This window comes from Candidatus Nitrospira allomarina, from assembly GCF_032050975.1.
Taxonomy (GTDB): Bacteria; Nitrospirota; Nitrospiria; order Nitrospirales; family UBA8639; genus Nitrospira_E; species Nitrospira_E allomarina.
On record NZ_CP116967.1, the window covers coordinates 2,737,412 to 2,759,760 of the forward strand.

Genomic DNA, 22,349 nt, shown 5'->3' on the forward strand with positions numbered 1-22,349 from the left:
CGATGAGCTATTCTTCTCCGTTCATTCAGGAAACTCTCTCGGCGATTCAACCGGTCTCACAGGCAGGTCTGTGTCGCGCCCAAGCGTTATGGGACCGACTGACGAAACCTCAGGGCAGCCTTGGCCGGCTTGAGTCCTTAGGGGCTCAATACGTGGCGATAACCCTGTCGCTTCCCGTAAACAAACCGGATGCGATGATGTTTGTTCTGGCTGCCGATCATGGTGTGACAGGAGAAGGGGTGAGCGCGTATCCCTCATCCGTCACGGTACAAATGGTCAAGAATTTTTTGCAAGGCGGGGCCGCGATTAATGTTCTAGCTCGTCAGATTGGAACCCAGGTTCGCGTGGTGGATATGGGCGTTCAAGAGGACATGGGTGCACCACCCGGTTTGTGGGTGAGAAAGGTCGGGTTGGGAACCCGCAATATGTGTGAAGGCCCTGCCATGAGTCGTGAACAAGCCATCCAAAGTGTGGAAGAAGGTATCCGTCTTGTCCAGGAAGCCTATGCTGACGGGATCCGGTTAATCGGAATCGGAGAAATGGGCATTGGGAATACCACCATCAGCAGTGCCATTACAGCAGTCATGACGCGTCATCCTGTGGCCGACGTGACCGGGAAAGGCACAGGAGTTGATGCGTTGCAATTGGCGAAAAAGATTCAGGTGATTGAGCGGAGCATTCAACACAATGCACCGGACGGTCAGGATCCTTTGGATGTGCTGGCGAAGGTGGGAGGATTTGAAATCGGCGGATTGGTAGGAATTCTTTTGGGCGGGGCGGCATGTCGCGTGCCTGTGGTCCTGGATGGATTCATTACCGGAGCTGCTGCCTTGCTGGCCGTCGCCCTGGAACCCCGTTGCCATGCCTACATGATCCCTTCCCATGTCTCGGCGGAACCCGGACATCGTTTGGCCATGGACTCGTTAGGGTTTCGCCCGCTGTTGGATTTGGATCTTCGGCTTGGGGAGGGCACAGGAGCCTGTTTGGCTATCGGATTGCTTCAATCGAGTTTGGCCTGTTTAACGCAAATGGCTACATTTGAAAGTGCGGGCGTGGATGAGGCCGTACGACCCTTTCCGGAAATGGCATGAGGAGTTTATGGGCTTCGTTTTCTTTGGCGTGGCACCTTCTGACAACCATTCCTCTTCCAGGAGGTTCGGGTACGAATATTCCATTAGAGACGTTTGGAGCTTCCCTTCGCTGGTTTCCGTTTATTGGATTTTTGCTTGGCGCGAGCCTTGTCATGATCGATCGATTATTGGAGAGCGTCTTTCCTCCCGTACTTTTGAATATGGTGATGCTGACTCTCTACGTGCTGGTCACGGGAGGTCTCCATCTCGATGGGTGGGCCGATACGGTTGATGCTCTTTCAGGGGGAAGGGATCCTGATCATCGGTTGATGATTCTCCGGGATTCCCGAATCGGCGCCCTTGGGGCCACAGGGTTGCTGGTGATTCTTGGGCTTCGCTATGCCGGACTTCTGGCCCTGCCTGTAGGTTTTCGAGAGGGCATGTTGTTCTGTATGCCGGCTATCGGGCGATGGGCGATGGTGATCGGTTGCTGGGGTGTTGTCTATCCACGATCGGAAGGGTTGGCTGCGCAGTTTATTCGGACGGTGACGTGGCGCGATGTTCTGGCGGCTACAACGGTTGTGGGATTGGGGTTGTGGGGAATGTTCGATGCGGTCACAGCGGCTATGCTGATGATAGTCGTGTGCCTTGTGATTCGATCTGTAGTCTGGTGGATCTCCAAAAAGTTTGGCGGTATCACGGGAGATGTGCTGGGAGCGATGAATGAGGGGATCGAAGTGCTCTTTCTGATCTTGGGTCCGGTCCTCCTCGTGTATTCAGAGTTTGGGGAATAATTAACAGGGCCATTCATGGACGGGAGGCCGATTTATCATGACACGAACCTATCCTAAACAGTGCGAACGTTGCGGTCGAGCTTTTGAGTGCGGACTCTCCCGATGTTGGTGTAAAGATGTCCCCGTGAGCGATGCCCAATATGACAGCATCGCGAAACGTTATGATGACTGCGTGTGTCCGACCTGTCTTGCAGAATTGACTGAAAACATCTCTGCCCCTTCCGGTTCAAAATTCCCGGGTTAACGGTGGCGGATGACCTGACGGGGTTCAAATTCCTGGCGGTGTGCGCCCTTGATCTGATGGTAGGCGATCCTCGCTGGTTGCCTCATCCCGTTCGCCTGATGGGGTTCATCATTCAAGTATATGAAGGCCTGACGTTAGAGCGAATCTCAAGCCCATGGATAAAAAGAACGGCCGGTTTTGGATTGGCCGTGGGGCTTCCCCTTGGATGCTTTTTTGTGACCCAGAGCATCTTGGAATGGGCTGAACTGGTCCATGAACAATTCGGCATCGTGATATGGGTGGTGTTGGGCTCTACCACTCTTGCCGGTCGGGATTTATGGGTTCACGCCATGCGGGTCCATCGGGCATTGAGAATGGGGTCACTCGTATCGGCTCGGGTTGAGGTCGGCCGGCTAGTAGGTCGGGACACCGCCGACCTTTCAGAAGAAGGGATTGTTCGGGCGACAGTGGAATCCGTATCTGAGAATACCTCCGATGGCATCGTGGCGCCGCTGATCTATCTCGCGTTTGGAGGACCTGCCTGTGCCATGGCCTATAAAGCAATCAGTACGTTGGACTCGATGGTTGGTTATCGTACCGATCGTTATCGTGACTTTGGATGGGCATCCGCACGAGCCGATGATCTCGTCAATTGGGTCCCTGCTCGGCTTACAGCGGTGGCTATGAGTGTCGCGGCGGCGATTCGATTGGGCTCCGGCCTCTCAGCCTGGCAAATCTGTCGACGGGATGCGCGGCGTCACCCCAGCCCGAATAGTGGATGGCCCGAAGCGGCCATGGCTGGTGCCCTTGGTGTTCAACTCGGTGGAAGTAATATGTATGGAGGGGTGCTAGAAGCACGCGCCAGGTTAGGTGATCCCATTGCACCATGTTCCATAGCGCTCATTCCTGTGGCGTTACAAGTCATGGGAATGGCCTATGGGATACTGGTTATGGGGATCATGGCTTGGGTGATGTGGTGACTCAGCCGGTTGTGCATGGGGGGCAGGTTCATCAAATCGCAAAGGCGCTCGGCCGGCCGGTGGACTCCTTCATTGATTTCAGTGCCAGTATTAATCCGTTTGGTCCACCCTCCTCAGTGTTGAATGCGATGCAGCAAGCTTTACCTGCTTGCGGACATTATCCCGATCCAACTGCCGAAGATTTGCGCACGCGCCTGGCCAAAGAGCATGGGGTCTCATCGGACTCCATTGTGTTGGGTAACGGGTCGTCTGAATTGATTCGGATCTTACCCCGGGCTCTGTCCCTTTGCCAGGGATATGTGGCAGGTCCGACGTTCATGGAGTATGAGGCGTCTCTTCATATCGCAGGTGCGCGCTGTACGTATGTCCTGGCCACGTCGGGGGAAAAGTATGCTCCTCCCCTGGGACAGCTTTCGCTTCTGGTGGACGGTATCCAAAAGCACACGTTCAGGAACGAGGAATCATTTACGGCTGTGTTTATTTGTAATCCGAACAGTCCAACAGGAAGAGTGGTTTCGGCCCGATCTCTTCGAACCCTTTATCGGCAAATTGAACAAGCCGGGCTTTGGATGGTGGTTGACGAAGCCTTTATTGATTTTTGCCCCTCCCATTCCCTCATTAAAGAAATTTCGAACGCCCGACGATTGCTTATTCTCAGAAGTTTTACGAAATTTTATGGTATGCCAGGAATTCGTCTCGGATACTTGGTAGGAGCGCCGGAGACGGTTACCATTATCCGTCGGCTCCTCCCTCCGTGGTCGGTCAGCCATTTTGCCCAAGAGGCCGGTGTCGCGGCATTGGATGACGTCAAGTACCGGCTGCGAAGTGTGAAGTTTATGCAACAGGAACGACAACGATTTATGACGCGATTACGTGGTGTCCCTGGACTGCGGATCATTCCGGCATCCGCGAATTTTGTGATGGTGGAATTACCTTCGAAATGTGTGACAGCCGATCTTGTTTCAGGACTGACACGACAGGGAATCCTCGTTCGGGATTGCCAAACATTTTCCGGAATGACTCAGCCGGCACTTCGCCTTGCCATTCGCTACCCACGTGATAATAATAGGGTGATACATGCCTTAAAAGAGACATTACGGGACAGCTGAAATTAAGAACCAGCAGACGGAAGATTGGCTGTATGGGATTGTTCAAACAGGTGGATGTTTCAGGGAAAAGTCAAGCGCAGGAGGCACATAGGAATCATGTGTGCTATAACACTAAGAGGACGGCGGTCGTCACATGATCGGATGTTTCTGGATCCGGAATGATGCATTCTCGTTAAAAAAGAAATTTTTAAAGACCACAATGGATAACAGGCATGTCGACTCAATTTAAAAAGGTCATCGGGTATCTTCTCGTTGTTCTGCTGGTCGTAGGATTTTTTCTGCTGTATCGCTATGTTCAGCCGGCGGGGTATCACCTTCCAGATGACCCGCTTGCGTTGGAAGCGTTAGAGTTGGTCAAAAAGCACCGATCCCGGCAAGGCTATACGCTGGACGAAGCGGTTCAATTAATGGTGGATGATTTAAAAACTAAAGGTATTCCGTTTCATGAAGGAGATTGGCAGGTAGCCGCACAGGGCGAGGATAAATATATGGTACGTAAAATTGTGCGGGAAAAGGGTTCCGTGGAATGGATCGAGCGGGAATATGCTTGGAGAGTGGATAGCAAAGAAAAGTCGATTCGAGTGATCTCGTTAGCCGCCCAACAATTGATGCCGTTTGAGAATTTGCCGCCCCTTCCCCATGGCGATCAAATTTCATCCCTTTCGGGCATGAGGCTGCAATTACCTGTTATGAGCCAGTTCGAAGAAGAGTCTGCTAGGGGCGTTCTTACCATTTAAACACCTTACTGGATCTACCTGGGTGTCTTGGAGTTACCGCGATCTGCGTTGTGGTGAATGGGCAGTGAAAGTGTTGGTAGAATGGGCTTTTCCACATTCCAGAGTTTTTAGTATTCTATAATTGCCTATTCTCACCTGTTGGTGTGGCGACGTGGATGATGCCATCAACCACCTGTACTTCATAACACGGCACGTTCCAGCTCGGGCTCGGGTTTTTTTGGCAAACCCCGGTTTTAATATCAAACTTCCATCCGTGCCAGGGGCATTCGACGAAGTTTCCCTCTACGAATCCCTCTCCCAGTGGCCCTCCGGCATGGGGACAGGTATTATCAAGGGCATAGATCACACCTTCGACATTACATAAGGCAATACCGTGATCCTGGAGCTCAATACTTTGGCAGGTGCCTGGAGGGAGATCTTGAATCTTGGCGACTGGATGGAAGTTCAAGGGCATGGTCATCTATAAGCGGCCAAAACCCCTAATATATCAACTTCTTCCTGGCGCAACAAGACCCCTATGGTCTCTCTTGATTCTCTTGATTCGTCGGTGATATAGGAACAGGGTTTCCCAATCCGGCGAGGTTTTTAGAGTACGTTTGTATGGAAATGACCCTCCTACTCAATGCTACCTATGAGCCATTGCGAGTTGTGCATTGGCAAAAAGCCATCAATTTGTTATGGCAAGGAAAAGTCGAAGTCCTTGAATTTTATGATCGGGATATTCGAGGGGTGTCCATTTCCTTTAAATTGCCTTCCGTGATGCGTCTTCTCAACATGGTCAAGCTTCGTTCGAATCATCATGCGGTAAAATTTTCTCGTATCAATATTTTTACCCGTGACCGGTATACCTGCCAATATTGCTACGCACGGTTTCGCACTGAAGAATTGACATTTGATCATGTGGTGCCTATTGCCAAAGGTGGGAAGAAAACCTGGGAAAACATTGTGACGGCATGTTGGCGTTGTAATAACCGGAAAAGCGGGCGTGTTCCCCATGAGGCAGGGATGAAATTACTCAAGGAGCCCGTCAAGCCTAAATGGACCCCCCGGCTGACACTGATGATCGGTATCCGCCACGCTCCGGAAAGTTGGCGGGATTATTTATACTGGAATGTGGAATTGGATGCGGATTCCTAGATTCTCTTGCTCTCCTGGTTCCTGATGGTTGTCACCGGGGCCATCGTTCTTTGGTCCCCGGTGACGGACTGCCTAAAGCGGAACTTCATGCTCTCACATAAAGCGAATCCGACGCCTTGCCGGACCCGAGCAGGAATGGTGCGCGATGAGTTGAGGCATCCCTACTCTGTCTCTTTTTCCCCGATTCCCTGAAAATGTTCATCAATGACCCGAATAGGTAGGACGCTCAGGAGTTATCTGCCAATTCGGGTCGAACGATTGAGGAATCAAACGCTTGCGCTACGAGACTTCGATGAGAGGAATCGGTGCCCGCTCGGCTTGTTTCCGTAGGCCACAATTAATACACCAGAACACCAGAAGAGACATTCCTGATTCCATGTCGACTTCCCGATCGAGCAACATCGTTCCTTGGCATTTTTCACAGCGATACATAGATGAATCTCCTGTGGTTCTACCGGTCAGGCTTTAAGGAGTCTTCAGAATCAACAGGGAAAAAGAGCGTACAGGCGTTTGGCCGAGAAAATGAATGAGGACCAAAAAATGAATAAAGCCTTGAGCACTGATTCTTCAGACGCGCTGACTCGGAATGTGAATAAAAAATTGCATGGTCCTGAATGAAGGAATCCCAAAAAAGAGGGGCAATCTACCATAGGCAAAAAGGTAAAAGCTATGGAATTCAAGTGGAAAATGAGAATAGGGGAGGCATGGTCGAGGTTTTGACTTAGAGAGGAAATGGAGTGAAGATTTGAGCATCATCTGGCGGTTGATGCGGAAGAGTCTGTCAAGGGAGCATAGTCTGATTCTCACGAAAGTATTTTTGATGATGATTCAACACCGACGCTGGCATGGGAGGTTGTGAGTTTGGATCTTTTGCCGGATTTTCAGCCCCCTGTCCCCGCAGAGCCTGAATGGGTTTCCTGGACTGATGAACAGTTGTTGAATCTCCGGTTGTCCGATTTGAAGATCCGCATTTCCGGAACTGAATTGGGTCAATGCATCCGTCAGTTATACCGGGAATTGAAAGATCACGGGTTAGTGTTTCGCCCCCATGTCTGGTTGTCCGACGATTGGTATTCGCCTGATGGCACGCCGGGTCTTGCCGTGCCGTTCTATATGGGGCATCCGCGGTTAGCAAAGCTGGAACTTAATCAAATGTTGGAAGTGGAGGGCGGGACCCCCGAATGGTGTATGCGGATTCTTCGACACGAAACGGGCCATGCGATTGAGAATGCCTACCGCTTACGGCGGCGGCGTAGCCGGCAACAAATGTTCGGGCATACTTCGGTTCCGTATCCCGATTGTTATTTGCCAAAGCCCTATAGTAAAAGTTTTGTGTTGCATCTTGATATGTGGTATGCCCAGAGTCATCCAGACGAGGATTTTGCCGAAACCTTTGCCGTCTGGCTCACCCCGCACTCCCATTGGCGTGAGCGTTATGCCGGGTGGCCGGCACTTAAAAAATTGGAATATATGGACGGCCTGATGAAGGAGTTGGCGGGGGTTGCGCCAATTGTGACAACCAGGGAGCAGGTGGACCCTATACAGCGCCTGCACAAAACGCTCCGGGAACATTATCAGGACAAGAGGGAACGGTATGGACTGGACTACCCAAACTTTTATGACCGGGACCTGCGGCGTCTCTTTTCGGGAGATCCGGATCAATCGGCAAATCCGTCCGCGGAGAATTTTATCAGGAAATTCAGAAAAGAAGTTCGCCGGAAAGTCGCGGCATGGACGGGAGAGTATCAATATACCATTGATCAAGTTTTACAAGATATGATGGCACATTGCCGTGAACGGAATTTGCGGTTAGCTGTTCCTGAAGAGCAGGCAAAAGTGGATTTTACGATTTTATTGACGGTGCAAACGATGAACTATTTGCACGGTGGACGCCATCGGGTGGTGTTATGAGGAAGCTTCGCGTCATGGCCCTTATGCATCAGGATCTCGTGCCCCCCGATGATGTGGAGCATGCCGATTTGGCTGAGGTTGAATGGAAAACCGAATTTGATGTGGTCTCCACGCTGCGGGATCTTGGCCATGAGGTTATGGCTGTCGGTGTCAGGGATGATTTAAGCGTGATTGACAAACTGGTAACGGATTGGAAACCCCACATTGCTTTCAATTTGCTGGAAGAATTCAATGGCAATCCGGAGTTCGATCAAAATGTCGTGTCCTATTTGGAGCTCCTGGGAGTTCCCTATACCGGGTGTAATCCCAAGGGGCTCGTGCTCACTCGGGATAAAGGCTGGTCAAAAAAAATCATGGCCTACCATGGCATCCGATGCCCGGAGTTTGTGGTCTATCCACTGGGGCGAGTGATCAAGTGGGCAGAAGAGTTTCCCTTTCCGGTCATTGTCAAATCCATTAGTGAAGAAGCGTCTCTCGGCATTTCTCAAGCCTCTATCGTCCATGACGAAGACAAACTCAAAGAACGTGTTGAGTTTGTGCATCAGAGTGTGGGCACGAGCGTCATTGTCGAGCGGTACATTGAAGGACGGGAACTCTATGTGGGCGTGTTAGGTAATCGACGATTGCAAGCCCTGCCGGTTTGGGAGCTGCACTTGAAAAATCTTCCTCCTGATGCTTTGCCGATTGCCACGGCCCGGGTGAAATGGAGCACGAAATATCAAAAAAAATATGGAATTCAATCGGGTGAGGTTGAGGGGTTACATCCCAAGCTGGTGCGGCATATTCAACAAACGGCCAAACGGGTTTTTCATATTTTGGGATTAAACGGCTATGCCCGAATGGATTTTCGGTTGGATCCCCAAGAGCAGCTGTATATATTGGAAGCCAATCCCAATGCCCAACTGGCCTATGGCGAAGATCTCGCCGAGTCGGCTGAACGAGCCGGTATTTCCTATGAAGCCCTAATTCAACGAATCCTGAATATCGGTCTGAGCTGGAAGCCTGAAAGCCAGCGGTAGCGGGGATTTTGAAAAACCTGCCTCGAGCAAAGTCGAAAGGTTAGTCGGGCAGGACTATCTTGCCCATTGTCTTTTGTTTTTAGAAATAACCGCAGGAAAATTTCCTTGATTCCCTGTTTTATTTCTTAGAGAAGCAGAATTTTCTAAGATTATTGTAAAATTTCAAAGGTGGATTCGTTTATTTGAGCGCAGAGCATGGTCAAGAGTTCTTTAATCCTGCCTGCCAAGTGGCAAGGGCCAATAATGGGAAGTAGTGGGAGTACAAATGGTATTTCAAATAGAAAACGTTAGGGAATCCGGTTCCTGTCATGAGTTCCTCGTCCCACTCTCCTTGCTGATTCTGATTGGTGAGCAGCCAGTCGATTCCACGATGAACGGGTTTTGAGGTTCGATCGCCAGCCGCTTCAAGTGCAAGTAAGGCCCAGGCTGTTTGTGAAGGTGTGCTTGAGGCTGGAACGAATTCCTGCTTTTCATAGCTGGCACAGCTTTCCCCCCAACCGCCATCCTGATTTTGGATTGAGCGCACCCAGGTGGCAGCACGCTGGATTGCGGCGTTTGCAGTCGGGGAGCCACTTGCGCGAAGGCCACGCACGGCGAGGAATGTCCCATAGGTATAATTTACGCCCCAGCGTCCATCCCAACTCCCGTTGGGTTGTTGATGGCCCAAAAGAAATTGGACGGCACGCGCGATTGCCGGGTGTTGGTATGTGTAATCACGCCGACAGAGTGCCTCTAACACCCGCCCCGTTATATCAGGGCAGCTGGGATCAAGCATGGCATTGTGGTCTGCGAATGGGACCTTATTCAGTAAGGCCCAATTATTATCCACATCAAAGGCAGCCCAACCCCCGTCTGAGGATTGCATCCCTAATAACCAGTTGATGGCACGACCTTCGGCGCGGGTCTGCCGGTCGGGATCAGAGGCCTTGGCATGCTGTAGGGCCAACAAGACCATGGCGGTATCGTCGATGTCCGGGTAGAGTTCATTCGCAAATTGGAAAGGCCATCCTCCAGGCTGCAAATCCGGTCGCTTGACCGACCAGTCTCCTTTGCGGCGAATCTCTTTGCTCAATAACCAATCGGCTGCCCGCTGCATGGCTTGCGGTTCACCGACACCGAGTTCTCCTAATGCAAACATTGAAATAGCGGTATCCCATACCGGGGACAAGCTGGGCTGAAACTGCAGAGCATCTTCCTTCTCAAGAATGAGCCCTTCAAGCTGGCCAAGTGTGTCAATGAAGTCCGGGTGGTCCCGCTCATAACCCAGAGCATCCATCGCCATGAGGGCATACATCATTCCTGGAAAAATCGCTCCCAATCCATCCGTGAACCGCATGTGATCTAACATCCACTTCTCCGCTTCGCGTATCGCTTTGGCCCGAACATCCTTAAAGCCCCGCTTTTCCCAGAGTTTCAAGATCTTGTCTACCTGATGAAACAGGAGAGAAAAGGGATCTTTTTTGGGGAGTCTCAGTTTTCGATTGGGCACCATGAGTTCGTCAACGGTCCAATTTCCTGGCACTGTGTGTTGTACTCCGGACGCTTGAAGAATGGAGAGGGGGACGACGATGGCCCGACTCCACGATGAAATTTCATACAAGACATTTCCAGGGATAAGGACGAGTTCAGGTGGAACACTCGGTGTGTACTTTCTTGGGAAGAGACCAAACATGCTCAGGTTATTCTTCGTGTAGCTATTGGTGGCTTGAAGACCTCCAAGGGCAAGAATGCGTTCACGCGCACGTTGCATAAGCGGTTGGTCGGGATCATAGCCCCCAACTCGAAGCGCCACATATGCACGGGTCGTGGCGTTTACTTCGGCCGGTCCTTCCGTATAAATGTTCCATCCACCATCTGAAAGTTGCCGGTCAAGGATGGTGCGGATGGCTTCCTTGACTTTGGTCTGAATTCTTGGCTCCCACACACCGTTCTCTGGTGGATAGAGCCAGAGTAAAAGTAATACGTAGTCGGATTCCAATGTGGTGTCGGCGGTTAAATCGCCCTGCCAAAACCCTCGCGGATTTTGTTTCGCCAGTAGTGCACGCGCAGAAGTTTGGGTGGGTTGGTAGGCTTGGCGTTCGAGTTCCTCCACATGTGACTTAAAGGAAGCCAATTCCGCGAAGGCGTCATTAGGCGGTGTGGGTATGGTGGTTGCGGACGTGTCTCTCATGGGTTCTCCTGATTGTGTGTGAGATTGGATCTCCAAAACAAATGTGGCTCGTTGCTCGCGCGTGGGAGGCGCTAATCCTAATGCCTCGCTGAACCAGAGCCCTTCGACAGCCAGCCGCCCTAGAAGGGAACGAGTCGGATCAACGGTATTGGCCAGAAAAATGCTCTGCCAATTTTGATACCGCTCTCGAATGGGCTCGAGTAGATGGGGGTTGATGGAAAAAGCTGCCATGAGAATGGAGGCAATTTCTTCTCCTCGAAGGGACCGATTATGGACGGGATTGTCGACAATCTCATGGCCAAGAGCCATGCCGGGATGCTCCTCATGAATGGAGCTAGTGAGAAATTCTCCAACCTGTTTGCGTTCCAAATCCTGTATGAGTAACTCTATGAGCCCCGCGAGTAACTGTTCCTTACCCTCAAAATGATAGAGTAAGCCGCCTTTGCTGATACCGGCTTCTCTAGCGACATGCTCGAGTGTCAAACCACTGACCCCGTTTCGTCCCAACAGGTCTATGGCGGTCTCAAGGATCAAATAGCGTGTTGAAGTTAGCATGGATTATTACTGTGGATTATTACTGTACCGTCTGGCTGGTTTAGTTTCAATCGAAAATTTTTGTTTGTAAACACTAGGTATGAAGAGAGGACGATCCGGGCTGGTTTAAAGTCGGGCCGCAAATAATTGATGAAAATGGCATTCACCATGCCAATGGGAATAGGAAGCTTGGCATCCTTTTGGTCCACAAAATAACTGCCTCGAATTTCGGGGACTTTGTATCATTGGCAGAAGCTCAGAGAAGAAAGTGGGGTAGGAAGTTAATTAAACGCCAGAAAACGGTCGCAACCGTCGATGATGTTTGAGAGAATAACCAAGCCGCAAAAGGTCACTTCCTTACCATATCCGTCGGTGGAGATGTGATGTTGTTGGCATCCATAGGCACACACAAATAGTTTTAGGCCGTTCTTCGCCAACTCCGGAAATCTCGGGTCCTCTAGGTTTCTGACTCCCTCATCAATGAAATACAAATAGGTATCTACTTTATTAGCTAACGCGGTTTTGGAGAGTTGGTAGACTGTCTCTGCATTGGGATGTTCGGGTGAGGTAGAGAGCAGGAGGCCTAATTTTTTATTGGCGAGAGTAGAATTGGCTATGATTGTAGTGGAGTCCATGGGAGAAACCCTCGAATAATAAGGTTTTACGACTGTTTATAGGTGGAATGAGCTTGACTGTCAAGAGAATATTCAGGAGAGATGTTTTGCTTGACGTCGTTTTTCCTCTGTCTTTATAATTTACTGATTTTCAAGAGAAATTTTCATGTCTGATTATTTTTGATGATGGAAAATCTTACGCATTTTAATGAGTCCGGACGGGCTCGAATGGTTGATGTGACGGACAAGCCTCCGACCGAGCGTGTAGCGGTGGCAGAGGGAAAAGTGTTTGTCCTGCCGGAAACCCTTGAAAAAATTCATGCAGGTCGGATTGCGAAGGGTGATGTGCTGGCCGTGGCTCAAGTGGCCGGCGTGATGGGGGCCAAACGGACTCCGGATTTGATCCCGATGTGCCATCCTTTACTTCTCACAGGAGTGGATGTTGACTTCAAAGAAGACTCTCTGCCTAATTCGGATGGACGGTGTGTCATTACGATTGTAGCAACGGTGAAAACCACCGGAAATACCGGAGTGGAAATGGAAGCCATGACCGCTGTTTCCGTGGCAGCTCTGACGATTTACGATATGTGTAAGGCGGTAGATAAAGGCATGGAGTTTGGAGAGGTAGCCCTGGTTTCAAAATCCGGAGGAAAGTCAGGAACATATATCCGTGTGCAAAAAGACAGATAGGAAAGATGATGTTCATTCTTCCAGCTTGATCGTGGGAATTGTAAATTGTGAAGATTAAATTATTCGGGATGTTAAAGACCATGATTCCTGGAAGTAAGGATTTAGACGTGGCCTTTTCTGAAGGTGACCAGGTCAAGGATCTGGTTTATACCATACAGAGGGAGTATCCTCAGGTTGGTGAATTGCTCGAAAAGAAAAAAGTGCTGGTGTCGGTGAACCAGGAAATTGCTCATTGGGACACGGTGCTGGATACGGCTGATGAGGTCGCATTATTGCCTCCTTTCGCGGGAGGATCAGGCGAATAATGAGCTCAGGAGAAAGGGCAATCCGATGGCTGTTGAATTAGAAGAAAGTATGCTGGTTCGGGTGCAACTGGAAAATTTCTCAATTGATGAAGAATTGAATCGAGTGAGGTCCCGGTCCCGTCGAATCGGGGGTATTGCTATGTTTTTGGGTACGGCTCGTGATCGTTCCAAGGGTCGAGACGTAAGTTCCATGAGTTTTGATCATTACGAAGGGATGGCCCAGAAAAAACTCAAAGAAATCCGAGAACAGGCACTTCGTGATTTTGCCATCATTGAGGCATTGGTCCTCCATCGCTATGGTCCCATTGAAATTGGTGAAAATATTGTGCTGATCATTGTTGGCGCTGAGCATCGTGCCGATGCGTTTAAGGCTTGCCAATGGTGTATTGATGAACTCAAAAAAATAACTCCAATCTGGAAAATGGAAACGACGCCGGAAGGCGAAGTGTGGGTGGAGGAACACCCATAATGGATGGGGGGGGAGCCGTGACTCTGCCGGATGCGGTCAAAGATGTCTGGGGACGTCCTTTACGATCCTTGCGGGTGTCCGTGACCGATCGATGCAATTTACGGTGTCAGTACTGTATGCCTGAGGAAAATTATGTGTGGCTTCCTCGGGAAAATCTGTTGACGTTTGAAGAAATCGCTTTCCTGACGAATGTGTTTTCCGATCGGGGAATTGATCGCGTGCGTATTACCGGGGGCGAGCCTCTATTACGCAATAACGTGGCGGAACTCATCAAAATGCTTCGTCAAAACTCTCGCATTCATGATATTGCGATGACCACCAATGGGGTGTTGTTGAGTGAACAGGCGCAGGCCCTTTTTGACGCCGGGCTCCATCGGGTCACGGTGAGTCTGGATACGTTGAAGCCCGAGCGGTTTAAAGCGCTGACTCGACGCGATACATTGGACAGAGTGTTGGAAGGCATTGCTTCAGTGGGACGGGTCGGGTTCACAGGGTTGAAGCTGGACACGGTCGCCATGAAGGGATACAACGAAGATGAAGTCATTCCCTTGCTTGAATACGGCAAGCGGGTCAACGGAGAAGTGCGTTTTATCGAATATATGGATGTAGGCGGAGCCAATGACTGGTCCGCGGAAAAGGTTCTTTCCCGGAAAGAGATCTTGAAGATGGTCGGGGAGTATTATGGTTCCGTCGAGCCCGTGGAGGAGGTCAGTTCGGCTCCTGCACAGCGATTCCGGTTATCAGATGGAACAATATTTGGTATTATTTCTTCCACTACTGTCCCTTTTTGTTCGACATGTGACCGGAGTCGGTTGACGGCTGACGGGATGTGGTATTTGTGTTTGTATGCCAAAACCGGCATTGACCTTCGCAAGCTCATTCGAATGGAACGATCACAAACAGATATTCTCTCCATCATCCAGTCTGTCTGGGAATCCCGACAAGATCGGGGGGCGGAAGAACGCAAAGAGCTTGAACAGGTCAGTGGCCGTGGCCGGTACATTGACATTGAGCGATTGCGCCAAGATCCGCATTTGGAAATGCATGCAAGGGGAGGCTGATCCCCCGCGTTTCCTCCATATTCCGTGTCGCGTCCTCCTCCTGCCAGTATCCCCCAACAGCCTGGGAGTTAGAGGTGCCTTCTTCGACTGATTCTTGCCGGTTCAACCTCCCTATGGTAATGTCCTGTGTCGTGACCGAAGACTGTGTCGGAGTCCATGATTCCTTGTTGTGTTCTTTCCCTGCCTTTTTCGCATTTTCTTTATCTCAGCCAGATCTGTATTTAGGTTCGCGTGCGTTGCGTTCATGAAAGAAGCTTAAGGATAGACTGATTTATGGGATGGTTTAAACGGAATAAAAACACGGATCCCGAAGGTACGTCCATTAAAATCGTGGAAGGGATGTGGGTTAAATGCGCAGTGTGTCGCGCCATAATTTTTAAACGCGAGATTGAGCGAAACTTAAAAGTCTGCCCGAAATGCCAATACCATTTCCCGCTATCGGTTGGTGAGCGATTGGAATTGATCGTCGATCCTGGTTCATTCGAGGAATGGGATGAAGATTTAGTTCCAGGAGATCCCCTACAATTTGTGGACACATTGCCGTACCGCAAGCGCATTCACAAGGCCCAAGAAAAAACGGGAAAAAAAGAAGCAATTTTGACCGGGCGATGCCAAATTGGCAGGAAACCCGTGGCGCTTGGAATTTTTGACTTTTCATTTATGGGTGGGAGCATGGGATCGGTGGTCGGCGAGAAAATTTGTCGGGCAATCGACCACGCGCTGACGGAGCATATGCCATTTTTGTTGGTCACGACTTCCGGTGGCGCACGAATGCAAGAGGGGACTTTGTCACTCATGCAAATGGCCAAAACCGCGTCAACTTTGGCCAAATTACAAGAGGCTCGAATGCCCTTTGTTGTCCTGTTAACGGATCCGACCTTTGGGGGGGTCACTGCCAGTGTCGCAATGTTAGGGGATATCATTCTAGCGGAACCGAAGGCGCTGATTGGGTTTGCCGGCCCACGGGTCATAGAACAAACGATCAAAGAACATTTGCCTGAAGGCTTTCAGCGTGCTGAGTTTTTGTTGGAACATGGCATGGTTGATCATATCGTGGAACGAAAAACTCTCAAGCCAACCCTGGAAACGTTGCTTTCGCATTGCGTCACAGAAGTCTCTTCCTCTTCGGGGTAATGGCCGAAAGGTCAGGCTCTCCTTGTGCTCCTGTGGATCTCAACAGCCATGACGATGGGCTATCCCGTTCATGGTGAGAGCCATACGTTGTAGTTATTATTGATACGAAATCTCCTTCCCTTTATTGTCTCCCGCCCAGTTTCGATTCCTGTGGCTAGCTATCCAGAAACGCTTAACTATCTTTTCTCCTTGCACCGGTTTGGTATCAAGCTCGGCCTGGAAGCCATTACCGATATTCTTGGCAGGCTGGGGAATCCTCAGCACCGATATCCCACCCTGCATGTTGCCGGTACGAACGGGAAGGGTTCTTCCTCAGCCATGCTGGCCAGGATCCTTGAAGCGAGCGGGTACCGGGTTGGTCTGTATACTTCCCCGCATTTGATTGATTTTCGAGAGCGCATACGTGTTCAGGGAACAGACATTTCGGAAGAATCAGTTTGTGCCCTGACTGACCAGATGCGGCGAATCGCCAATCCCCTCACAACCCTCACATTTTTTGAATTTACGACCGCGCTGGCTTTTCTACATTTTCAACACCAACAAGTGGACATTGCGGTGGTAGAAGTCGGGATGGGCGGACAGTTTGATGCGACCAATGTGTTGAGCCCCATGGGTGCTTTGATAACGGGGATTAGTTTTGATCATGAGGCCTATTTGGGAGACTCTCTTCAGAAGATTGCGAGGGAGAAAGCCGGCATCATTACACAAAAATCTCCGGTGGTATTGGGACCCATGCCGAAAGATATTCTTCATATTTTTGAGACCCAGGCCAGGAAGTGGCAGGCACCCTGCTTTCGGATGGGGCAGGAGTTTTCCCTTCTGGAAACCAGCGCAACGACTTTTACCTATCAAGGGCCGGGATGGACTCTTCCAGGCCTGCAGACGAATTTGCCCGGCCGGCATCAGTTGGTGAATGCGACCAATGCTCTTGCGTTATTGGAGACGGCCGTCGATGGCACATTCCCTATTTCACCGTCGGCCATCCGGACCGGTTTGCAAGACGTGAGATGGAGAGGTCGATTAGAAATTGTGCAACAAAATCCACTTCTGCTTCTGGATGGCGCGCACAATCTTGCGGCTGCTCACGTGTTATTTGACTTTCTCCACTCACAAATTCATGATGGCGCGGGACGAAAACTCATTTTGGTGGTTGGGATGATGCGCGACAAGAATCTTCAGGAATTTCTGCGTGTGTTCATTCCAATTGTAGACCACCTAATTCTCACCCAGCCACGGATAGAAAGGGCGGCGTCGGTAGATGAGCTCAATCAGGCCGTCGATCATAAAAATCTTGTGCCGTGTTTACTTGCAGATTCATGGGAGGCTGTTTGCAGGGCCAAAGACATCTCGAATCCCACAGACGTGATCTGTGTGACCGGGTCGTTATTTCTGGTTGGGGAGGTACTCAATCGGCTCACTCAGCCTGGTTTTCCAACGTGACGTATGCGAACCTGGGAGATGACCGGTGTGTTCTCTCGCGCCGGTCTCATGGATTGATACTTGGTATATTGATCTTCATCACGATACTGACCGCGGGAGAAACCGTGTTCGGGCAATCGGACGCCTCCGTTGTTGAATCCGAGGAAGTCCCTGCAGCATCCTCAGCTGAGAAGGACTCTGCTGAATCAACCTCACAGGGAGTTCCCGTCACGATAAATGCCGACCGAATTGAATATGATAATGATCGGGAAGAGTATCATGCTACCGGGGCTGTGGATATCACACGTGGACCCATTCATCTCAATGCGGATGAAGCCACCCTCCAAAAGCTCACGGGGCGTCTCACAGCGCGTGGTCATGTGCATTTACGAGATGTGAAGGCCGATATCTGGTCGGAAGAGCTTGAGCTCAATCTCAATACCGAAGCGGGAGTGATCACGAATGGCAATATTTTTCTCAAGGAGCAGAATTCCTTTGTGACGGGGCGACGGCTTCAGCGTTTTTCTGAGACCCATTATCGGATCAAGGAGGGTTCCTTTACCAATTGTGATGCGAAGAATGGCGAGATTCCAGCCTGGCGATTTAACTTTCATGATATGGATGTGGAATATGAGGACAGTTTGTTTGGGAAGGGCGTATGGTTCAATGTGAACGATGTGCCGGTCATCCCCCTTCCCACCTTCCGATATCCGCTGGGCGCTTCTCGAAAAAGCGGATTCTTATTTCCTACGACCGGGTATAATACGCAATTCGGTTACCAGTATCGGCAGGGGTATTTTTGGGCCATCAATCCCAGCAATGATTTAACCATTTCCCCCCAAATCTTAACGGAGCGTGGAGGAGGTGCGGATCTGGAATATCGCTATATGTGGAATCGGCTCACAAAGGGAGAATGGTTGATACGCTCGCTCTATGATACCCAGCAACATCGTGGGCGAGCCGAAGTTCGAGGAGCTCATGCTCAGCAATTCAACCCTGATTTGTCGTTACGAATGCGCGCCAATTTTTCAAGTGATCGAACGGTCTTGCAAAATTTTAGCAGCTCCGGGACTCAACGGGCTTTACCCAGCCAAGAGTCCCATCTCACTATTTTGCAACGGCTTGATCATGGAGCGTTCTATCTTACCGGCCAATATATTCAGCCGTTAGCCACCGGCGGGAATTCGACCTTTCAGCGGTTACCCGAAATCGGACATCGCTTCATGAATCCCAGTGTCCTGGGCAGTCCCATATCGCTGACTGCGGAAACGACTGCGGTGCAATTTCACAGGCAGACAGGATTCGATGTCGGTCGGATCGATGTGATGCCGGGACTGTCAATGGAAGGGCTCCATCTGGGGCATGCATTGGGATTCCGTCCCCAGGTGAAGTTTCGTGAAGTAGGCTATACGCGGGGGCTCACGGAGAAATCAGCCCAACATCGTGAAACCTTTTGGGTTGGGGCTGAATTGTTCTCGAATGTCTCGAAACGGTTTTCCTTCGGCGATGGGAATTGGATCCGTCATTCTCTACAACCGAATGTGATTTATGAGTATGTGCCGCAGACGAAACAATCGGAATTAGTTCAAATCGATGCCGTGGATGATTTAATCCAAAAGAGTTTGGTGACCTATTCCTTGAAAAATCGTCTAAGCCAAATTGGTGGCGGAAAATCCAATGCCTGGTTGGATCTGTTCTTTGCCCAAAGTTATCATGTGGCCAATCCCCCACCCCTCGCCTCCCGGTTTTCGGATATCTGGACACGGGGGCATTTTCATTCACCGGTCGATTCCTCAGCCTTCATCTCGGCCTTTAATCTGAGGGTCGATGCCTTTTACGATCCGAATAGGAAATATTTTTCTCAGATGAACACCGATGTGCTCATCCAAAGCCGGCAGACATGGTATATGACCGTTGGTCAGCGGTACACCAAAGAAGGAACGAGAGTCCGCCGGGGAGATATTTGGAATCCCGTGTCGTTTAATGAAGTGTTGGCTCCGGATGAGGAAATCCTCTATCTCACGACTGGAGGTGGAGTGCGTTTGCCCTATGGTGTGACCGTAGGCACCAAGTGGTATCACGACTTACGAACGGGACAGACGGCGGAATGGGATGTGGTCGGACTCTACCAGAATCCCTGTCGCTGTTTTTCCCTCGGGCTCACGTATACCCGACTTCCTGACCGCTCACAATTTGAATTTCTCATCAGCTTGACCGGGTTGTGGGGGACCCAAGGGCATGGGACGCAATTAATGAAACTGATCTTGGGCCCCATCATGGCAGGAGAGCGTGGAATTCCTTGGGACTATCGCTAACCGTCATGCGGATTTTACCTATGCGAATGTGCACGGTCCCGGTGGTGATTCTATGGAGTTTAGCCGTCTGGCCACTTCATGCCTGGTCGCAAGAAGTCGTGACTGATCAGGTCACCATCACGTCGGCAAGAGGACAGCTGTTTGGCATCACGTCCGGCGAGGGAATTGCCAGGAAGGTGTTAGCGTCGGGGGAAGACGTGCTGGTGGTTGAAAGCAAAGGTGTGACGGGATATGTTCAGACAACCACACGGTTGCTCGGATTTTCAGGTCGGTTACAACGGTGGGCGGACATGAATCTTTCCTCGGCGGAGGAAGTGATCGCTGCCACAGTCACTCCCAAAATGATTATTGTGCAAGGTCAACAGGCGGCCTACGGTTTTCAAAGTGATCTTGGTCGTTGGAAACGAGAACCTTGGGGGGCCGGAGAGGTGTTGGTGAAGAGTATCGTGAATGACTATGTGGCCGTGCACATTACCAATCGACGGGCTTTGGGATTTTCGGCGTTGACCGGAGGGTTTTTTTCACAAGATCTTCCATCCGGCAATACGATTGACCAGACGGAAGCCAATGCGAATATTGTGATCATCCACCTGTCAGGCCTGATGTTGGTGTTTCGATCCGGCTTAGCGGTTTGGACGGTATTGCCCTGATTAATTGGAGGCAGGGCTACTGGCCAATTCCGTGTGTTTGGTCACGCCCGGGTAATCCACCCCAATAGGGCTGTTTGAGCAATAACGGCTCCACCAGTCAATGACTTCCTGAAGAAAAGGATCTTCCGGCCCTGTGGCAAAAAGATGACCGTAGAGATAGCCGGTTTGGGTATCAAAGAGGATGAATATCGGCATGGGAGCGGGTTGTGGAAGTTGTGGCGTGTCCATGGGTCGTCGGGATCGTGCGTCAGAGGTTCATTCCGTTTTTCTCTAGGTATTCTTGTCGGAACGTGTTGGGTATTTCTTAAATATACCTATGGATCAGGGGTTTTAATCGCTCATGGAGAATGTGGGTCTCTTCGAGGACTATAAGGCGAGGGGCAAAGACCCTGTAAGGATTGGGGCAAAATTAAAAACGACGCTTGACCTTCCCCGTCAAATGGGGTAGCTATGTTCCTTTACTGTACAACCGAGTCAACGGTATGTGCGTTTACCTGGGCTGAGAGGGAGGCTATTCATGGATGCGTTCGATTCTGCTGGATCAGCTATCGCGAAGCAGGTTGCCAGGATCCTGCTGGTTGAAGATGAAATCGATGTGCGGGAGTCTATCAGGTTGCAGCTTGAGGATGAGGGACATCAGGTTGTGGACACGGAATCCGGCGCCGACGCCTTGGTTCTGGCCGAGTCTTCCCAGTTCGATATTGTCTTGACCGACGTGATGATTCCTGACATCAACGGAATTGAGTTGGTCCAGCGCATTACGCAACTTCCAAATCATCCGGTCATGATCGTCATGACGGGATATGGGTCGGTAGAGATGGCGGTAAAAGCAATTAAAGCCGGGGCCTTTGATTTTCTCTCAAAACCCTTTTCCATGGATGTGCTGAGTGCCACGCTTGCCAGTGCCTTACGCGTCAAGTGTCTTCAGGACGAGAATGTCGAATTGAAAAAAACCGTCAAAGGCCAATTTAGTTTAGGAAAACTCATTAGCTCCAGTCAGGTGATGCAAGAAGTGTTTCAGCTGATCGACTGCGTGGCGGATACCGATAGCACCGTGCTGATTTTAGGAGAAAGTGGCACCGGCAAAGAATTAATTGCTCAGACCATTCATTGTCATAGTATGCGGCGCCAGGGAAGCCTGATTCCTGTTAATTGCGGAGCGATTCCCGAGGCATTATTAGAAAGTGAATTGTTCGGTCATGAGAAAGGGGCGTTTACCGGAGCGGTCGCATCTCGAGTCGGACGATTTGAGTTGGCGACGGGAGGCACAATTTTCCTTGATGAAATCGGAGATCTGAGTCCCCCGCTCCAAGTCAAACTCCTTCGGGTCCTACAAGAGCGAACGTTTGAACGAGTAGGGGGTACTCGAACATATAAATCGGATGCTCGGGTTATTGCCGCCACGAACCAAGACCTTGAAACGCTGGTGGCTGCGAAACAATTTCGCGAGGATTTGTTTTACCGGTTAAACGTGGTGCCGGTTCTGGTTCCTCCTCTCCGGCATCGGGTCGAAGATATCCCGCTCTTGCTCCAGCATTTCATCACGATGTTCAATGATCGCCGGAAAGCGGAACTTACCGGAGTGGCCGATGAGGCGATGAGTCTTTTATGTGAATATCCCTGGCCGGGAAATGTTCGTGAACTCGGAAACATCGTCGAGCGGATTGCCATTTTGAAACGGCGGGGGATGATCGTCCCCGAAGATTTGCCGGAAAAAATCCGGCGATTACCCTCCTCTCATCTCCCCACCATGCCGGCGGCAATTCCCGTGGCCGGGATGGACCTCTCCAGAACGGTTGAGGAGTTTGAAAACCGGTTGATTCTTGAAGCGCTCGAGCGAACGAATTGGGTCAAAAGTAAAGCGGCTCGTCTTCTGCAAATCAATCGCACCACCCTCATTGAAAAGCTAAAAAAGAAATCACTGGCCGAAGTGGTTGCACAACGCGCGACCCCATCGGAAGATCTGGCCGACGTGTAACAATCGAGCACGCCCGGCCTTCCTGCCGTC

23 protein-coding genes are annotated in these 22,349 nt (G+C 50.6%); 18 read left to right on the top strand and 5 right to left on the bottom strand.

Annotated features, from left to right (window positions below):
• Positions 1-2: 2 nt before the first annotated feature.
• From cobT to PP769_RS12165, 6 genes are all read left to right on the top strand, one after another.
• Positions 3-1,091 carry a nicotinate-nucleotide--dimethylbenzimidazole phosphoribosyltransferase gene (cobT, locus tag PP769_RS12140; protein ID WP_312640435.1) on the top strand — a complete coding sequence of 363 codons (1,089 nt, stop codon included), beginning with the start codon at positions 3-5 and terminating at the stop codon, positions 1,089-1,091.
• Positions 1,088-1,864, top strand: a complete 777-nt coding sequence (gene cobS / locus PP769_RS12145) for an adenosylcobinamide-GDP ribazoletransferase (RefSeq protein WP_312640437.1) — start codon at positions 1,088-1,090, stop codon at positions 1,862-1,864. Before cobT ends, cobS begins: the two co-directional genes overlap by 4 nt.
• 37 nt (positions 1,865-1,901) lie before the next feature.
• Complete coding sequence (locus tag PP769_RS12150) at positions 1,902-2,108, top strand: cysteine-rich CWC family protein (protein WP_312640439.1); 207 nt, start codon at positions 1,902-1,904, stop codon at positions 2,106-2,108.
• Between the two features lie 2 nt (positions 2,109-2,110).
• Entirely contained in the window at positions 2,111-3,067 is a 957-nt protein-coding gene (gene cbiB / locus PP769_RS12155; RefSeq protein WP_312640443.1) for an adenosylcobinamide-phosphate synthase CbiB, read from the top strand.
• Positions 3,061-4,176, top strand: a complete 1,116-nt coding sequence (gene cobD / locus PP769_RS12160) for a threonine-phosphate decarboxylase CobD (RefSeq protein ID WP_312647051.1) — start codon at positions 3,061-3,063, stop codon at positions 4,174-4,176. The genes cbiB and cobD overlap by 7 nt, the downstream gene beginning before the upstream one ends.
• A 212-nt stretch (positions 4,177-4,388) precedes the next feature.
• A complete protein-coding gene (locus tag PP769_RS12165; protein ID WP_312640445.1) occupies positions 4,389-4,913 on the top strand; it encodes a hypothetical protein in 525 nt (174 codons plus the stop codon).
• A 115-nt stretch (positions 4,914-5,028) separates the two neighbouring features.
• On the opposite strand, the gene PP769_RS12170 is transcribed toward PP769_RS12165, so the two are convergent.
• Positions 5,029-5,373: a Rieske (2Fe-2S) protein gene (locus tag PP769_RS12170; RefSeq protein ID WP_312640447.1), complete on the bottom strand. Its 345-nt coding sequence runs from the start codon at positions 5,371-5,373 to the stop codon at positions 5,029-5,031.
• Between the two features lie 140 nt (positions 5,374-5,513).
• Here PP769_RS12170 and PP769_RS12175 point away from each other — a divergent pair, with 140 nt between their 5' ends.
• Complete coding sequence (locus tag PP769_RS12175) at positions 5,514-6,050, top strand: HNH endonuclease (protein ID WP_312640449.1); 537 nt, start codon at positions 5,514-5,516, stop codon at positions 6,048-6,050.
• A 279-nt stretch (positions 6,051-6,329) separates the two neighbouring features.
• On the opposite strand, the gene PP769_RS12180 is transcribed toward PP769_RS12175, so the two are convergent.
• Positions 6,330-6,482 (bottom strand): hypothetical protein, encoded by a 153-nt coding sequence (locus tag PP769_RS12180; protein ID WP_312640453.1) that lies wholly within the window; start codon positions 6,480-6,482, stop codon positions 6,330-6,332.
• 423 nt (positions 6,483-6,905) lie between these two features.
• Between PP769_RS12180 and PP769_RS12185 the strand changes: the two genes are divergently transcribed.
• Both PP769_RS12185 and PP769_RS12190 read left to right on the top strand, forming a co-directional pair.
• Positions 6,906-7,961, top strand: a complete 1,056-nt coding sequence (locus tag PP769_RS12185) for a hypothetical protein (protein ID WP_312640455.1) — start codon at positions 6,906-6,908, stop codon at positions 7,959-7,961.
• On the top strand, positions 7,958-8,980 hold the full coding sequence (locus PP769_RS12190; protein WP_312640457.1) for a D-alanine--D-alanine ligase family protein: 1,023 nt from the start codon (positions 7,958-7,960) through the stop codon (positions 8,978-8,980). Before PP769_RS12185 ends, PP769_RS12190 begins: the two co-directional genes overlap by 4 nt.
• Before the next feature lie 199 nt (positions 8,981-9,179).
• Here the strand turns inward: PP769_RS12190 and shc are convergent, their stop codons facing one another.
• Both shc and PP769_RS12200 read right to left on the bottom strand, forming a co-directional pair.
• Positions 9,180-11,705 carry a squalene--hopene cyclase gene (gene shc / locus PP769_RS12195; RefSeq protein WP_312640459.1) on the bottom strand — a complete coding sequence of 842 codons (2,526 nt, stop codon included), beginning with the start codon at positions 11,703-11,705 and terminating at the stop codon, positions 9,180-9,182.
• Positions 11,706-11,965: 260 nt separating this feature from the next.
• Positions 11,966-12,319 carry a DsrE family protein gene (locus PP769_RS12200; protein WP_312640461.1) on the bottom strand — a complete coding sequence of 118 codons (354 nt, stop codon included), beginning with the start codon at positions 12,317-12,319 and terminating at the stop codon, positions 11,966-11,968.
• A 165-nt stretch (positions 12,320-12,484) separates the two neighbouring features.
• Between PP769_RS12200 and moaC the strand changes: the two genes are divergently transcribed.
• The 8 genes from moaC to PP769_RS12240 all read left to right on the top strand — a co-directional run bounded on the left by moaC (position 12,485) and on the right by PP769_RS12240 (position 20,341).
• Positions 12,485-12,988: a cyclic pyranopterin monophosphate synthase MoaC gene (moaC, locus tag PP769_RS12205; protein WP_312647052.1), complete on the top strand. Its 504-nt coding sequence runs from the start codon at positions 12,485-12,487 to the stop codon at positions 12,986-12,988.
• 47 nt (positions 12,989-13,035) lie between these two features.
• Entirely contained in the window at positions 13,036-13,293 is a 258-nt protein-coding gene (locus PP769_RS12210) for a MoaD/ThiS family protein (RefSeq protein ID WP_312640463.1), read from the top strand.
• Positions 13,294-13,318: 25 nt separating this feature from the next.
• Positions 13,319-13,762 carry a molybdenum cofactor biosynthesis protein MoaE gene (locus tag PP769_RS12215; protein WP_312640465.1) on the top strand — a complete coding sequence of 148 codons (444 nt, stop codon included), beginning with the start codon at positions 13,319-13,321 and terminating at the stop codon, positions 13,760-13,762.
• The gene (moaA, locus tag PP769_RS12220; protein ID WP_312640467.1) at positions 13,762-14,823 is read left to right on the top strand and encodes a GTP 3',8-cyclase MoaA; all 1,062 of its coding nucleotides are present in this window, start codon (positions 13,762-13,764) and stop codon (positions 14,821-14,823) included. Before PP769_RS12215 ends, moaA begins: the two co-directional genes overlap by 1 nt.
• Before the next feature lie 273 nt (positions 14,824-15,096).
• Positions 15,097-15,957 carry an acetyl-CoA carboxylase, carboxyltransferase subunit beta gene (gene accD, locus PP769_RS12225; protein WP_312640469.1) on the top strand — a complete coding sequence of 287 codons (861 nt, stop codon included), beginning with the start codon at positions 15,097-15,099 and terminating at the stop codon, positions 15,955-15,957.
• Positions 15,958-16,107: 150 nt separating this feature from the next.
• Positions 16,108-17,397: a bifunctional folylpolyglutamate synthase/dihydrofolate synthase gene (locus PP769_RS12230; protein ID WP_312640472.1), complete on the top strand. Its 1,290-nt coding sequence runs from the start codon at positions 16,108-16,110 to the stop codon at positions 17,395-17,397.
• A complete protein-coding gene (locus tag PP769_RS12235) occupies positions 17,394-19,691 on the top strand; it encodes an LPS-assembly protein LptD (protein ID WP_312640474.1) in 2,298 nt (765 codons plus the stop codon). The genes PP769_RS12230 and PP769_RS12235 overlap by 4 nt, the downstream gene beginning before the upstream one ends.
• Complete coding sequence (locus PP769_RS12240) at positions 19,676-20,341, top strand: hypothetical protein (protein WP_312640478.1); 666 nt, start codon at positions 19,676-19,678, stop codon at positions 20,339-20,341. Before PP769_RS12235 ends, PP769_RS12240 begins: the two co-directional genes overlap by 16 nt.
• On the opposite strand, the gene PP769_RS12245 is transcribed toward PP769_RS12240, so the two are convergent.
• Positions 20,342-20,569: a hypothetical protein gene (locus PP769_RS12245; RefSeq protein ID WP_312640480.1), complete on the bottom strand. Its 228-nt coding sequence runs from the start codon at positions 20,567-20,569 to the stop codon at positions 20,342-20,344.
• Between the two features lie 289 nt (positions 20,570-20,858).
• Here PP769_RS12245 and PP769_RS12250 point away from each other — a divergent pair, with 289 nt between their 5' ends.
• The gene (locus tag PP769_RS12250) at positions 20,859-22,319 is read left to right on the top strand and encodes a sigma-54-dependent transcriptional regulator (RefSeq protein ID WP_312640482.1); all 1,461 of its coding nucleotides are present in this window, start codon (positions 20,859-20,861) and stop codon (positions 22,317-22,319) included.
• The last annotated feature ends 30 nt before the right edge of the window (positions 22,320-22,349 follow it).

Coding starts and splice junctions, on each gene's coding strand:
- cobT (WP_312640435.1), top strand. CDS start 3: ATGAGCTATTCTTCTCCGTTCATTCAGGAAACTCTCTCGGCGATTCAA.
- moaA (WP_312640467.1), top strand. CDS start 13,762: ATGGATGGGGGGGGAGCCGTGACTCTGCCGGATGCGGTCAAAGATGTC.
- PP769_RS12180 (WP_312640453.1), bottom strand. CDS start 6,482: ATGTATCGCTGTGAAAAATGCCAAGGAACGATGTTGCTCGATCGGGAA.
- PP769_RS12190 (WP_312640457.1), top strand. CDS start 7,958: ATGAGGAAGCTTCGCGTCATGGCCCTTATGCATCAGGATCTCGTGCCC.
- PP769_RS12165 (WP_312640445.1), top strand. CDS start 4,389: ATGTCGACTCAATTTAAAAAGGTCATCGGGTATCTTCTCGTTGTTCTG.
- moaC (WP_312647052.1), top strand. CDS start 12,485: ATGGAAAATCTTACGCATTTTAATGAGTCCGGACGGGCTCGAATGGTT.
- PP769_RS12170 (WP_312640447.1), bottom strand. CDS start 5,373: ATGACCATGCCCTTGAACTTCCATCCAGTCGCCAAGATTCAAGATCTC.
- PP769_RS12215 (WP_312640465.1), top strand. CDS start 13,319: ATGGCTGTTGAATTAGAAGAAAGTATGCTGGTTCGGGTGCAACTGGAA.
- PP769_RS12175 (WP_312640449.1), top strand. CDS start 5,514: ATGGAAATGACCCTCCTACTCAATGCTACCTATGAGCCATTGCGAGTT.
- shc (WP_312640459.1), bottom strand. CDS start 11,705: ATGCTAACTTCAACACGCTATTTGATCCTTGAGACCGCCATAGACCTG.
- PP769_RS12245 (WP_312640480.1), bottom strand. CDS start 20,569: ATGGACACGCCACAACTTCCACAACCCGCTCCCATGCCGATATTCATC.
- PP769_RS12150 (WP_312640439.1), top strand. CDS start 1,902: ATGACACGAACCTATCCTAAACAGTGCGAACGTTGCGGTCGAGCTTTT.
- PP769_RS12250 (WP_312640482.1), top strand. CDS start 20,859: ATGGATGCGTTCGATTCTGCTGGATCAGCTATCGCGAAGCAGGTTGCC.
- accD (WP_312640469.1), top strand. CDS start 15,097: ATGGGATGGTTTAAACGGAATAAAAACACGGATCCCGAAGGTACGTCC.
- cobS (WP_312640437.1), top strand. CDS start 1,088: ATGAGGAGTTTATGGGCTTCGTTTTCTTTGGCGTGGCACCTTCTGACA.
- PP769_RS12200 (WP_312640461.1), bottom strand. CDS start 12,319: ATGGACTCCACTACAATCATAGCCAATTCTACTCTCGCCAATAAAAAA.